Origin of the sequence: Salinispira pacifica, from assembly GCF_000507245.1 — a bacterium.
GTDB lineage: Bacteria > Spirochaetota > Spirochaetia > DSM-27196 > Salinispiraceae > Salinispira > Salinispira pacifica.
On sequence record NC_023035.1, the window covers coordinates 2,077,529 to 2,091,400 of the forward strand.

Genomic DNA, 13,872 nt, shown 5'->3' on the forward strand with positions numbered 1-13,872 from the left:
ATTCAAGATTCCCATAAGTTTCCATTCGAGGCAGACCCGGGTGGTTGGTATACAGTGCCGGGATGACCCGGAGTCACGTGAAGTGAACGGCGGGCAGGTTAACAATCGTCTTATGGGAGTAAATAAAACTTGTGAGAATAATACTTTCTCTACTCACTAATCTCCAATAAAAAAAGTACTATTTTATATTTATCGGATGTTTTTTTAAAAAACAGTGTTTCTAAAACCGACTGCCTTTGATAATCCCTTAAAATGGTAATCTTATATACATTTCTTAGAGAATAATCGTAAACATTCTTTTCGAATGAAACATTACTTATGGTTACGCTATTTGGTAATTTGTCTTTGTAAATTATTTCCTCAATTTTATCAACAGCTAGCTGAGCATTGTTTAAAAACGCTCCCTCCCTTTTAAAATGATCAGAGAAGACTAATTTGACGTCGTTATGCTCAAATAGAGAGCCAAACGCAGAGGAGGAGATCGGTTTCGAATTAACGGTCTCCAAATAGTTAGCCAATAGTGTTTCTTTAACTATGCTATTCACCGTGTCAATATCCTCATTACAACCAAACAATAAACACGAGCTTGCTATCAATATGTTAACGATGATGAAGTGGCTCAAAAATTTACCTAATATCCACATTATTTTGTCTCATTTTCAATAGTTTGATTTTGAGCAATATTATCAAAAATAATAAGCTGACCTCGCTCCGAAGTAATATCCTCGTAATGATCTTCCCATGCAGCTTGAACACTAAAACCATAATTATCTATATTTTCTTCTGCTACCTTTGCCTTCCACAAAGCCTCATATTCTACCATAACGGCTGATGTAAAATCATTACAGTCATTGGAAAATATAGAATATAGATCCTTAGCTTTTTCGTTATCTCAACTGGGCAGAATCGATTCCGGAATCGTTTGTGTCGTCGTCCATACGTTCAGGGATGCCGAAGGAGAAGAATGCATCCGCATCATCTCTGCCAGGCCGGCGACAAAACGGGAAGAAATGCAGTATTATAGTGGTGGGTGATATGAAGAAAGAATACGACTTTTCACAGGCAGTTCGCGGCAAGTTTTATCGACGAGATTCTCAAGCTAAAATTGTCGTCCATCTCAACAAGAATCCCAAACATCCTCGGTTTGAGGTCTATGAGGATGATGGCGGGTTCTTCCACTTTCGTCTGCAGGACGACAGGCATACGGTTTTTTCCAGCCAATCCTTCGAATCCAAGGAATCCTGCCTCAAAGCCCTTACTGAACTTAAACAGAATTCCATCATTGCGCCGACGGTGTTTGCATCCTGAGCCTGGTCTGTTCTGGATCGGTTTTCCTACGATAGCTGGCAAATTTCCTTGCATAATGATCAAGTTAAGCTGCAAGCGACCATAAGGGAGCTTGTCAGCTTGAACTTACTATTATGCACTTAAAAAATATCTGAGAACTAAACAAAAGCCTGAGGGAGTATGGGACTCCGCCCTCCTGACGTCATCCCGCGATCGAATTCTTAGGCGGGATGGGGTTACCTTACTAAGAGTTTGTCACTTATAAGCGCAAAAACGAATGATACTCCAAGTGATACAAAATATATTGGGAAAAACTCAAAGTCAAATACACTGGTAATAATGAAAGCGAGTCCCCCTATTTGTGATAAAGATATGAGGAAACCGAAAATAATTTCATAGATTTTTTTTGCCGAAGGAACTCTTTTTCTATCTTTTCTTATATAGCTTAACACTTTGCCTTGGATCCATAGAAAAGGATATACTATCAAGGATAGATATCCCATTGCCGTTAGTGACCCAACAATTTGCATTTCTGAATTTTTTTGCTCTGGTTCATTCAGTAATCCAATCACTAAGATTGCAATAATCAGCAGAAAAGCTTGAGAAAACAAAATCACTTTATACTTATTATTGATTAAATATTCGAAGTATCGATTCATTTTCCGTCTCCATCAATAAGTTCAATCACTACTGTATACCCAGTATAAGCTCCGCCACCGACAGCAAGATCTATTGATAAATCTGTATCCGAGGGATTCTTTAAATCTTGAGATGCCCCGAGGATAACATGGACTTCTGCGGTGCTTACGGGACCTTGAAAATCTTGAATAACACCATCAATTGTTGTGACTCCCATCGCATCTGAAGCTGCAGTGCTGAAAACACCGGCTATCAACCCTGCAACATCGGGAAGATCAATATCAGCTTCGACTCCAACACCGACCTGACCAGTGATTGCAACACCTATATTTCCTTCAGTGTCCCATAATGCAGCTATTTCTACGCCTCCCCCAACTACAACAGTCGCTCCTGCACCTACTATGGGTACCATTGTTGCTTGAGGGCCACTTCCAGAATCACTCTCAGCTACTGCATCCAACCCCAGCGGATCAACAAAGTTCACCGGATCATTCCCCACATACGCATACCAGTTTACGCCGTCTCGCACCGGATCCTCGCTCACAAACCGCCCGTTCTCTGCATCATACCAACAGACCTCAGCCTGGATGTCCCCAACATCCGTGAATATCAGTGCTTTTCCGTGGTTTCATCTTTTGTGTTTCATCTTTTGTGTTTCATCATTTGTGTATCAACCTTTTAGATTAAAAGCGGCAACATTCCCTTTGCGGCAAAAAAAAGGCCGTCTGATCTGGGGATCAGACGGCCTGATTGTTCGCTCAGCGTTTATCCTGTTGGAATGGTTCGCCGATTGCTTTGGGAGCCTGGGAGGACTTGGAAAAGATGACCAGTGCCACCAGGGTTGCGAAGTACGGGAAGCTTTTGAGAAGCACCAGAGGGAATACCGCCAGCTCAGGAATTACCTGGCTTACGTTAGCCATTGTGGTGGCGAAGCCGAAGAAGAAGGTGGAGCCCAGAATCCCCAAGGGTTTCCATTGACCGAATATGAGGGAGGCCAGAGAGAGGAAGCCCAGCCCTGCTACAGTTCCGGTGAACTGACCGGAGTATGTAACGATCATTATTCCTCCGCCCAGACCGGCGAAGGCGCCGGAGAATCCCACTCCCAGATACCGGGTCAGGCGAACATTAATCCCCGCTGCATCGGCTGCATGTGGATGGTCCCCGCAGGCCCGCAGGCGCAGACCCGGCGGTGTGTAGTAGAGCACGTAGTAGGCTCCGGCCAGAATGGCGAGAACCAGCCAGGTTGTGGCGTAGCTGTTGGTGAAGAACAGGGGTCCGATGAGGGGTATCCTGCTAAGTACGGGTATGTCGAAACGGGAGAGGTTGTTGATAATCTGAATGTTACCGCTTCCCAGCATGTTCCGGGCAAAGAATACGGTAACAGCCGCTGCGATCATGTTTATTGCCGTACCGGAGATGATCTGGTTCGCGTTGAGAGATACCGATGCGAAGGCATGGAGCATGGAGAATGCAGCTCCGGCGATCATGGCGGCAACCAGGCCGATCCAGATGGCGCTTCCCCCCATGCTGGATTCCAGAACCCGGATGGTGAACGCGCTGGCGAAGGAACCGATGATCATGAGCCCTTCAAGACCGATGTTGACTACCCCTGAGCGTTCGCTGAACAGTCCGCCCAGGGCGGTGATGAGCAGAGGAATTGTGTATGCGATGGCGTAGGGAAATATCTGAATGATGATGTCCATTTATTCCTCCTTCCCTTTCCGGCGGAATGAGTTGAGCATCCTGTCGAATAGAATGCTGGTCGCCGAACCGTAGATGATCACACCGATAATAATGTCGCCGATTTCCGGGGGTACGGCGGTCATAGACTGCATGAAGCCTTTTCCGTTCTGCAGCAGACCGAAGAAGATGGCAGAGAGCAGCGCTCCCACGGCGGTGTTAGCTCCCAGAAGGGCTACGGCGATACCGTCGAATCCCTGGGTGGGAAGCTTCCCGATTTCCATGTGGCTTGAGTATCCGGCGTAGTAGGTGAAGCCTGCAAGCCCGGCCAGGGCTCCGGCAATCACCATGGAGAGAACGATGTTCCGGTTCACGTTCATGCCCGCGTACTCGGAGGCGAAGCGGTTGTATCCGGCGGCTTTCAGCTGATACCCCAGCACGGTTTTGTTGATAATTACCCCGATGATGATCACGATGATGATGGCAATAAACAGCCCCAGGTTCAAAAATGATCTGTCGGTAAGGCTGGTGAGCCACTCGGTTTGAAGGCTGGCCTGAAAGGGCAGTTTGGCCGACTGGGTTTCCTGTTCGGCGGTGAACCCGCCCTGGATGGTGTAATAGGTCACCCAGAGGGCAATGAAGTTCATCATAATGGTGGCCACAACTTCATGCACATTGAACTTTGCCTTCAGCAGTCCGGGAACGAAGCCCCAGAGAGCACCTCCCAGCATGGACGCAGTGAACATGATCGGCAGAAGCAGGGGCTTGGGCAGATCCAGGGTCAAACCCAGCATGGTGGCCATGAGGCCGCCGATGAGCATCTGACCTGACGCACCGATGTTGAACAGTCCGGTACGGAAAGCGAAGGCCACCGAGAGACCGGTGAGCATGAGGGTGGTGCCGTTTGCCAGAGTGTTGGCAAAGCGTTTGGTATTCATCAGTCCGCCCCGGAAGAGAGACCAGTATGCGGAGATGGGATTGCTTCCTGTTATTAATATGAGAATCGCACCGATTATCAGACCGAAGGCTATGGCCATCAATGCGATTTTCAGCTGATGGGGAATGCGAAATTTCACATCAGGCTCCTTTTTCAATGCCGGCCATCATAAGGCCGACTTCGTTTTCATCGGTTTCACTGGTGATCACCTCGCCTACTTTCTGACCGTGGTTGATTACCACGATGCGGTCGGCCAGGTCCAATATTTCGTCCAGTTCAAGGCTCACAAGCAGAACCGCCTTACCGCTGTCCCGCTGTTCCACGAGCCGTTTATGAATGTACTCGATTGATCCCACATCAAGACCCCGGGTGGGCTGCACTGCAATAAGCAGGTTGGGATCGTGACTGATTTCCCGACCCACAATTGCTTTCTGCTGGTTACCGCCGGAGAGCGCCCGGGCTTTGGCAATGGCACCTTCACCGGAACGCACATCGAATTCCTGAATCAGCTTGTCGGCGTGCTTCCGGATTTCATCAAACTGAAGAAACCCGTGACGTGAATAGGGCTCCTGCTCGTGGATCTCCAGGATCATGTTTTCCTGAATTGAGTAGTCAAGGACCAGTCCGCGTTTCTGCCGGTCTTCAGGGATATGCGCCAGCCCGGCTTCGAACCTTCCTTTAATGGATTTATGGGTGATATCCACACCGTCGAGATCGATGGTTCCCGATTTTACCGGCCGCAGACCTGTAAGGGCTTCAACCAGCTCGGTCTGACCGTTGCCGTCCACCCCTGCAATGCCCAGGATTTCACCGTTATATAAATCGAAGCTGAACTTTTTCACCGCATCGTCGCCCCGGTTGCCTTCCACCACCAGATCTTTCACAGAGAGGGTGAGTTCTCCCCGCTTCTGCTCTTCCTTGTCCACGTGGAACGAGACTTCCCGGCCGACCATCATTCTGGCCATTTCTGCTTCGCTGGTTTCACCCACACCCACGGTTCCGATCACCTTTCCCCGCCGGATAACCGTGCAGCGGTCCGCCACTTCCTTGATCTCCTTGAGTTTATGGGTGATGAGTATAATGGATTTGCCTTCATTCAGGAGATTCCGCATAATCTTCATGAGATCCCGGATCTCCTGGGGGGTGAGAACTGCAGTGGGTTCGTCAAAAATCAGCACTTCCGCATCCCGGTAGAGCATCTTCAGAATTTCCACCCGCTGCTGCATTCCCACAGATATATCTTCAATTTTCGCATGAGGATCGACATTCAATCCGTAATGCTTGGAAAGTTTTGCAATCTTTTCCGCAGCCCCTTTCCGGTCGATTACCCCGCCGTTCATGGGCTCCATACCCAGAATAATATTCTCTGTCACGGTAAAGTTATGCACCAGCTTGAAGTGCTGATGAACCATACCAATACCGAGATTATTCGCCTGAGTCGGGTTGCGGATATCAACTTCCTTGCCCCGGACCATAATTCTGCCCTTGTCAGGCTGATACAGACCGAAGAGAATGCTCATCAGAGTGGATTTACCCGCACCGTTTTCACCAAGCAGTGCGTGCACTTCCCCCTGCTCCAGGGTCAGTGATATATCGTCATTTGCAACTATTCCCGGAAATTCCTTCCGGATATTCTGCATTTCAATTATTGTACTCATTGCCGTCCTCGAATCATCATCCTGCATCCTCCGCAGAAATTACGAAGAAAAGCGGAGAAAAAAAAACAGGGGCATGCGCCCCCGCTTTTTTGAACCAGTGATTACTTGATGAGATTACCCTGCTCAGCACTTACGACAATGCTGCCGTCCATAACCTGAGCGAAAACTTCATCAACCTGTGCCTGTACATCAGCATCCAGATTGGGGTTTTCTGCGGGGATACCTACACCGTTATTGGTGGAATCAAGAGTAAGAATCTGACCGCCGGGGAACTCACCGTTCAGGTGTGCTTCGATCATGTCGTAGGCAGCCTGATCAATTTTCTTCACTGCAGAAGTGAGAATAATTGAGTTGTCACCCTCATAGATTCCGTCGGCATACTGGTCTACGTCAACACCCACAACCCATACATCTTCGCCAGAGCGTGCACGGCTCTTGGCTTCGTTGATGGCGCCAACGCCCACACCGCCTGCTGCACAGAAGATAGCATCAACACCCTTTTCGTACATCTGAGCGGCGATCTGCTGACCTGCTGCAACATTGTCGAAAGATCCCTGGTACAGAACGTTTTCTGCATTCAGAGTGATGTTTGTGCCCAGGTTTTCATTTGCATAGGTTACACCCTGCTGGAAACCCCAGTTGAACTTCTGTACCGGGGGAATTTCCATTCCGCCGATGAAGCCTGCTTCGCCTTCTTCAAGCTGCAGCGCTGTGGCAACCCCTGCCATAAAACCGGCTTCATGTTCTGCGAAGAAAATGGAAACGGTGTTGTCGGCAACTTCAACATTGAAATCTCCGGGGTGGGGACTTCCGTCGATAAGCACGAAACGTGCATCGGGGTATTCGCTCTGAGCCTGATAGATCGCAGTCTCAAACTTGAAACCGGGAGTTACGATAAACTTGTAACCGGCATCGTAAAGATTGCTGATTTCAAGAATGTAGTCCGCTTCAGTGGTTCCCACGGGCTTGAGATACTTGATATCAAGATCAAAATCTTCCGCCGCCATCTGGATACCTTCCCAGGTTCCCTGGTTGAAGGACTTATCGTCAATGGTACCGGCGTCTGTAACCATACCAACCTTCGTCTGTGCTCCTTCCTGAGATCCTTCGGCGAAAACCGCCATGCTCAGGAGGAGAACCATAAGTAAAAGTGCAATTTTTTTCACTTTTCCTCTCCTTTTTTTAAGGTTACTAATGCTAATAGTAGAGCATGATTTCCAAAGGGTCAAAACTTTGTTGTTCAATTTCCTGAAAATCCTGTTCTCCGCTGCATCTTTTTGTTCATTTCATTACCAGTGAACCACCCGGCCGTTATCCTCAAGCCTGCGATTGATGTATTCCTGATCAAGACTCAGTTCCCCCGCCAGTTCCACCAGGGTCTGTTCCCCGATGAGGTTCTGTTCAACAAAGAGGTAGATAAGCGCCCGTTCTGCAATATTGGGCACCAGCAGGGCCCTGCGGTTGGCGATGCCCGACTCGCTCTGGGGGTCGTATTTTTCATTGAAATGGCTGGCAAGTCCCGAGTTGGCAATATCCTCTTTCAGCAGGCTCAGTTCGCCTTTCAGGGGTTCCAGATTTCCCCGGGCCGCCTCCAGCCCCAGGGGTTTGAGGATAAGAAATGTATACTCTTTTCCCGGGAGATAATGGTGTTCCTCGCAGCGGGTGCAGTAATTGGGTTCCCGGGGATCGTCTTTCACGTTGTCGCCACCGACGATTATGAGGGGATCAAAATACAGCGCCGGGCATTCCTGACCGTCCACCCGGTAGTAGCGGTAGGTAAAAAACGAATCGGCCATGCAGTCGGCATGCTCGCAGTATGCGGTGAGAGGGAACACATCCGTGGCGGTATCCAGAAGAAGACGGGCGCTGGAGTTGAAAATATCTTTCCTGAAATTCAGAATGAGTGTGGGAAATACAAACACCAGACCCCGCTCGATGCTGGCCTTTTTGGTTACATAGGCGATCCGCTCGTCGTAAAAGCTGGCCTCATCCAGAATCCAGGTGCCCGCCTCGGGATTATCCATGAGAACCTTCTCCAGACCGAAGGAATCGGAGATCCGGGCGATATTCTCCCCCAGCCTCTCGAATCCGCCCCGGTAGGCCAGAGCATCCTCGGGATAGTCGCTGAAACGCTGAAGATCCAGGATGGAGCGGATGAAAAACACATTCCGCCGGTCCGCGCCCTGGGTGACGGTGCTTTTGGCAAACTCTTTCGATTTGTTCAGGGCAACCCGGGCATCACGCCAGATCCGTGCGGAGTACTCGGTCTTCCCCGATCCCATGGGACCGATCACCAGAATTCGCCGGGAAGGTTTCGTGAAATCGAAATGATTTATGGCATGGTGTATTTGCACATTCGGAAGTCCCAGACTCTTGAAAAACTCGCTGGCATCCGAAGAATGGCTGCTTGTTAGCATCACGTTAAGAAACCCCTGTAATTGCCGTTCAATCTACACAGTTTTATGCGGTTCTGTAAACATGAATATCCCAGAAATCCATATCACTGCGGAACCCGTGAAGAGTTTCAAGAATTTCGCCCCCGGACTCCCGGATTTCCCCGGCCAGTTCCCCGGGCTGAAAGCAGTGCAGCGTAAAGGTATTGTGAAGATCATCAGCGTCGGATGTTTCAGCCTGGAAATACCAGTCCACCTGAATTGTGTCCTCCTCCAGCATGCGGCTCTGTTCGAACACCTCAAACCTGTTTCCCCGGGAATCACTGCACTCCCCCATGGTCACCGGGGTGTTGAGAGAATCCTCATAGCCCCGGGAAGTCAGGACTGCGCACACTGCCAGACCGCCTGTACCCATGTGCCGGGAAATAGAATCATACACGTTCCTGCGATCCTCCCGGCTGAGAATGTGACTGAGACTGTTGGCCATGAGAAGAATGAGATCGTAGTGTTCGCCCAGGCGGAAGTCTCTCATATCAGTCTGATACAAGGCGGCATCGGGAACCAGACTCCGGGCCAGCTCAAGCATCCGGGGCGAGATATCCAGACCGCTGAGTCGGGTGCTGGATCCACGGTAGGCCAGCCCTTTGAGAATCCGGGCCTCACCGCAGGCCAACTCAAGTATCCGGGGATTCCGGGAGGGGAATCTGCTGGAAATTAACCGGGAAAGCCAGGTTATATCAACTTCATAGCGTTCAAACAGGGAACGGTACAGCTGTGCCTGCTCATAAATAAAAGCGGATTTGATATCAGGTTGATTATCGCCGTCAGCGTTCATTAGGAGCTTCTTTCGGCGGGAGATTCTTTCATTGAAGGCTGCTCTGCGGCGTCTGTACTATGGGGGTCTGCTCCGTGGGATTTTGTGAGGGGAAACTGCGTGGCGGGATCCTCCAGCCGAATAATCCCGAAAGCTGGTTCCTCATAGGGATGGGTTCGGCGCAGGGCCTGAACAGCCCGGGCCGCATGCTTCTCTTCGCAGATCATCTCCACTCTGAACTCCCTCACCCTGCGCAGGGAAAAGCGCCTGCCGATTGCCGGTTGCGCCCCCTCACCGGGAAGAAACTGGCCCCGGCCGGCGGTCTCCCAGCAGGCCATGCTGTACTCCCCCTGCCGGCCGGCTCCAGCGGCGAACATGGCTTCCTTCACCGCTTCTTTCCATGGTTTGGGCACGAAGAAATAGATCAGCAGCATGGCTCAGTCCAGACTCTTCACTGAATCCCGGAAAAAGCTGAACAGCAGACGCTGACTGTCCATCTGATCCTCAAGGCCGGCTGTTTCCCGGGCACTGTGCATGGCAAGCATGGGAATCCCGATATCCACAGTTGGAATATCCGAAAGGCTCATGGAGATAGTTCCGATGGTGGATCCGGAAGGAACATCCGCCCGGTTCACCATTTCCTGGAGGGGAAGCTTCTCCCGGTTCATCAGGTCGATGAATCTGGATGCCACCAGGGCGTCGGTACCGTATTTGTAGGCTGCGCTGCGCTTCAATGCGACACCCCGGTTCAGCTCCGGTCGGAACATGGGATCGTGCTTATCGGCATAATTGGGGTGCAGGGCATGGGCGGCGTCCACGGATATCTGGAAGCTGTTCTGCCGGGCGATGATCCGCTCTTCCTCTGAAAGTCCGGCTGCCAGCAGATAACGGGTGAACAGCGATTCAAACATCCGTCCGGCGGCACCGCTGCGGGTTCTGCTGCCGATCTCTTCCGAATTGTAGAGGCAGAGAACCGCATCCCGGGACTGTGCGGAAGGATCCAGTTCTATAAAGGCCGAAAGGGCGGCGTGACTTGCCGCAAGGTTATCGATCCGGCCGGATGTAAACAGCGAGTCCCCCCCTTCCGAAATAAAGTAATGTCCCTGTTCTGCGGGAACGAGGAAGGTTTCCACATCCAGAATGGCGTCTTTTTCCAGACTGTGTTCCTGAGCCAGAAGATCCTTCACATCCTCAGAGGGTGAAGAGCTGTTCTGAAGAATCAGGGCCCGCAATTCAGTCTGGGGATTATAGCTTAAGGATTTATTGATCTCCCGGTTCATATGGATGGCAACGTTGGGAATAATGGCGGCGCTCTGTTCCAGAACAAAATTCCGGGCTTCAAGCCCGTGTTTCCCCTGAAACACATAGCGTCCCGCCAGCTTCAGATCCCGGTCCAGCCAGGTGGCGTAGACGGGGCCGCCGTACACCTCAATGCCTGCGGTAAGACGGCCTGAGTTTGACTGAAACGCGCTTCCCTTGAGCTTGAGCAAAGGGCTGTCCAGATGGGTGCCCGCCACCGATACGCCCTGCCAGGGCGTAAAACTTCCGGTTGAGAAGGCCATGACGGCGGACCCGTCCCGAACCACATAGTATTTCCTGCCCTTTTCCAGTTTCCAGGGTTCGCCTTCCTCCAGACGAACGGCACCGGCCTCTTCCAGCAAGAGGGCGCTGTATTCCGCCGCATGAAAAGCGGTGGGGCTTGAATCGATGTAGGTGGAAAGTGCGCTGCTCAGCTTCCGCAGCTCATCGGTGGTGTAGCGTGGTGTATAATCAGACATATTGAAAACTCCTTCGTGTGCATTCGTGTCGGTTCGCATAGTATTGGGCCGATTCGGGAGCAGTCCGCGGCCTCTGCGGGCTGACCCCGGTCGGCCCCGGGCAGGCCCCGGCTGACCCCGGGCTGGCCCGGCTGACCCCGGGCTGGCCAGGCAACTTCAAATCAGCACAATACTGAAAATCTGCAGATCAATACAGGGAATACGAGTAGAGTCCCGCATTCAGCTGGCCGTTTTTCAGATTCAGTTTGGTGTCGGGTCTCAGACCCACATGCTTCAGGGCATCTCTGTTTGCAGAGAATATGTGCACCTTGTATCCCTTCCAGTGTCTCTTCATGCTGTCGCCCAGCCGGGAATAAAAATCCCTGGCATCATCCACCTGCAGGCGCATATCGTAGGGCGGATTCAGGATCATCATCCTCGTGGCGGCTGTGGCTGAGGGTTCCCCTGGCTCTCTGTTTTGGGACCCGGCGTTCTTTTCAGCCTGTTCCCGGCTCCCGGGAAGATCCAGACTCTCGTGCAGGCTGTGAAAATCCGACTGATAAAACTCGATATATTCTTCAACGCCGGCTCTGGATGCGTTTCGCCTGGCTATCTGTATAGCCCGGGGGTCCAGGTCCGATGCAATAATCCGCCAAGGTGATGAGCTCCCCCCGGATGTGTTTGGACCGCTTTGGGTCTGGGCAGATGAACCTCCACCCCGGTTTTCAGCCGCAGAAGATGAAGATACCGAGGGCGAGGGACGCTTCCGGGATGCGGAAATGAGTTGTTCGCCCACATCCGGCCAGCGGTAACACATGAAGTCCCGTCCGGCTGCCGCTTTTTTCTTTACAAGGATGGCTCCGGATGCTTTTTTGTGCCCGGGTTTGGGGCGCCCGGATTCCGGATCGGTTGAAGTCGGGTCGGCTGGTTTCGGATCTGGCTGTTTCAGATCTGGCTGTTTCGGATCTGTCAGTTCCGGATCCGGACGGGCGGCTCCGGTACGGTTTTCACCTGCCTTGCCCTGGACAGCATGGGGCGGGATGCCCAGGTCTTTCAGATAGCGGGCGGCTTCAATGCTGAAGGTGCCGCTGCCGCACATGGGATCGACCAGGATTCCCGGTCCCTTGCGGGGATAAAATCCGGAGAGTCTCAGGATGCCCCAGGCCAGAGCCTCGTTCAGGGGGGCTCCGGTATGATCTTTTCTGTAGCCCCGCTGACTCAGGGGCGTGCCGGCTGCATCCCGCAGCAGGAGAGCGTCGTTTTTCTGAAAGAGAACGGTAAAGCTGATATCCGGATTGTTCCGGTCCACCGACGGGCGCCGGCCTTCCGGGGTGCGCAGGCTGTCAACGATTATATCTTTGGTTTTCAGGGTGATATATCGCAGGGAGGCGGGTGCCTTCCCACCGCTTTCCAGGGCTTGTATGGCAAAATTCTGGCTGATCTTCAGATACTTTTTCCAGCTGATTTTTTTCAGCCCGGCATAGAGTCTGCCCTCGCTGTCATGGGGAAGCCGGGATATCACATGAAACACCCGCAGGGCGGAACGCAGCTGGTTCAGAGCGTTCAGCAGCATCTGTGTATCACCCTGGAAACTCACCGCCTGCCGGCCGGGAGATATCTGATCCGCTCCCAGCTCTTTCAATTCAGCGGTGAGCAATTCTTCCATGCCCGGCAGGCAGCTTGCAGAAAATTTCAATTACACACCTCTGCTTTGCAGGAGATAGATAAAATATCCTGCGTAGCTGATGAGAAACAGAACTCCGCTCCAGCGCTCCAGCTTCCGCCGCCACAGCAGAACAAGAAACAGCAGCAGACTGATAAGAATCATCGCCAGGATGTCCACGGTGAACCCGGCGGCATAGATGCTTAAAGGAGTCACCAGAGAAGTGGCACCCAGCACCATGAGACTGTTGAATATATTGCTGCCCACGATGTTCCCCACGGAAATATCCATCTGCTTTTTACTTGCGGCGATCACGCTGGTTACCAGTTCCGGCAGGCTAGTTCCGAATGCCACAATGGTTATTCCGATAAAACGGTCACTTGCTCCAAAGAGGTTCCGTGCCATCCAGGAGGCTCCGTCAATGAGAAAATCCGAGCCGAAGCCTAATGCGGCGATCCCCCCTGCTATCTCCAGAAGCATGATGGGCACCGGACGGTTTACGTCCTCTTCGGATATCTCATCCATCTCCACCAGTTCGGATACTTCATCCTCATGCTGCCTGCTGTACATGTAGAGAAAGAGAACATATGCAACCAGAGCCGCGATCATCAGAAGCCCTTCTATCCGGAAAATCCGTCCTTCCCCGGGAGCCAGGGTTTCCCAGAACATGGGAAGTGCGGCGGCGAACAGAATGAGATAACTGAAAAACATGAGGGGAATATCTCTGAAGACGATCCCCTGGCCCACAGGTATGGTCACGATTATTGAAGAGATCCCCAGGATCAGGGCGATATTGATGATATTGCTGCCCACCACATTTCCCAGGCTGATCTCCGTATATCCTTGGAGGGCGGAGAAGAGGCTGACAAACAGTTCCGGGGCACTGGTTCCGAACGCCACCACCGTGAGTCCCACAACGATGGGTGCAACCTTGAAATGGAGGGCCATTCCTCCTGCACCCTTCACCAGATAGTTCCCGCCGAAATACAGCAGCACAAGCCCGGCGAGAACGGCCCCACTGTTGAGTAGTATATCTATTGCCAT

15 protein-coding genes are annotated in these 13,872 nt (G+C 51.7%); 1 reads left to right on the forward strand and 14 read right to left on the reverse strand.

Features of this window, described 5'->3' with window-relative positions:
- Window positions 1–149 precede the first annotated feature (149 nt).
- Window positions 150–545, reverse strand: coding sequence for a hypothetical protein (locus L21SP2_RS09190; protein WP_144082980.1), 396 nt, complete (start codon window positions 543–545; stop codon window positions 150–152).
- Window positions 546–643: 98 nt separating this feature from the next.
- Entirely contained in the window at window positions 644–823 is a 180-nt protein-coding gene (locus L21SP2_RS09195) for a hypothetical protein (RefSeq protein WP_024268229.1), read from the reverse strand.
- A 212-nt stretch (window positions 824–1,035) separates the two neighbouring features.
- On the opposite strand from L21SP2_RS09195, the gene L21SP2_RS09200 reads away from it, so the two are divergent.
- On the forward strand, window positions 1,036–1,308 hold the full coding sequence (locus L21SP2_RS09200; RefSeq protein ID WP_081719553.1) for a YegP family protein: 273 nt from the start codon (window positions 1,036–1,038) through the stop codon (window positions 1,306–1,308).
- Between the two features lie 215 nt (window positions 1,309–1,523).
- Here L21SP2_RS09200 and L21SP2_RS09205 read toward each other — a convergent pair whose 3' ends face one another.
- The 12 genes from L21SP2_RS09205 to L21SP2_RS09260 form a co-directional block, all read right to left on the reverse strand.
- Window positions 1,524–1,946, reverse strand: a complete 423-nt coding sequence (locus L21SP2_RS09205; protein ID WP_041401433.1) for a hypothetical protein — start codon at window positions 1,944–1,946, stop codon at window positions 1,524–1,526.
- Complete coding sequence (locus L21SP2_RS09210; protein ID WP_081719554.1) at window positions 1,943–2,539, reverse strand: RHS repeat-associated core domain-containing protein; 597 nt, start codon at window positions 2,537–2,539, stop codon at window positions 1,943–1,945. Before L21SP2_RS09210 ends, L21SP2_RS09205 begins: the two co-directional genes overlap by 4 nt.
- Before the next feature lie 145 nt (window positions 2,540–2,684).
- Entirely contained in the window at window positions 2,685–3,629 is a 945-nt protein-coding gene (locus tag L21SP2_RS09215) for an ABC transporter permease (protein WP_024268230.1), read from the reverse strand.
- Window positions 3,630–4,643, reverse strand: a complete 1,014-nt coding sequence (locus tag L21SP2_RS09220; RefSeq protein ID WP_211233444.1) for an ABC transporter permease — start codon at window positions 4,641–4,643, stop codon at window positions 3,630–3,632.
- 40 nt (window positions 4,644–4,683) lie between these two features.
- A complete protein-coding gene (locus tag L21SP2_RS09225; RefSeq protein ID WP_041402639.1) occupies window positions 4,684–6,201 on the reverse strand; it encodes an ABC transporter ATP-binding protein in 1,518 nt (505 codons plus the stop codon).
- Between the two features lie 101 nt (window positions 6,202–6,302).
- Complete coding sequence (locus L21SP2_RS09230; RefSeq protein WP_024268233.1) at window positions 6,303–7,367, reverse strand: BMP family lipoprotein; 1,065 nt, start codon at window positions 7,365–7,367, stop codon at window positions 6,303–6,305.
- 123 nt (window positions 7,368–7,490) lie between these two features.
- Window positions 7,491–8,618 (reverse strand): thymidine kinase, encoded by a 1,128-nt coding sequence (locus L21SP2_RS09235; RefSeq protein WP_024268234.1) that lies wholly within the window; start codon window positions 8,616–8,618, stop codon window positions 7,491–7,493.
- A 43-nt stretch (window positions 8,619–8,661) separates the two neighbouring features.
- A complete protein-coding gene (locus L21SP2_RS09240; protein WP_024268235.1) occupies window positions 8,662–9,429 on the reverse strand; it encodes a class I SAM-dependent methyltransferase in 768 nt (255 codons plus the stop codon).
- Entirely contained in the window at window positions 9,429–9,842 is a 414-nt protein-coding gene (locus L21SP2_RS09245) for a YqfO family protein (RefSeq protein WP_024268236.1), read from the reverse strand. The genes L21SP2_RS09240 and L21SP2_RS09245 overlap by 1 nt, the downstream gene beginning before the upstream one ends.
- A gap of 3 nt (window positions 9,843–9,845) precedes the next feature.
- The gene (locus tag L21SP2_RS09250) at window positions 9,846–11,186 is read right to left on the reverse strand and encodes a M18 family aminopeptidase (RefSeq protein ID WP_024268237.1); all 1,341 of its coding nucleotides are present in this window, start codon (window positions 11,184–11,186) and stop codon (window positions 9,846–9,848) included.
- A gap of 187 nt (window positions 11,187–11,373) precedes the next feature.
- Complete coding sequence (locus tag L21SP2_RS17215) at window positions 11,374–12,861, reverse strand: THUMP domain-containing class I SAM-dependent RNA methyltransferase (RefSeq protein WP_024268238.1); 1,488 nt, start codon at window positions 12,859–12,861, stop codon at window positions 11,374–11,376.
- Window positions 12,862–13,872, reverse strand: a complete 1,011-nt coding sequence (locus L21SP2_RS09260) for a calcium/sodium antiporter (protein ID WP_024268239.1) — start codon at window positions 13,870–13,872, stop codon at window positions 12,862–12,864.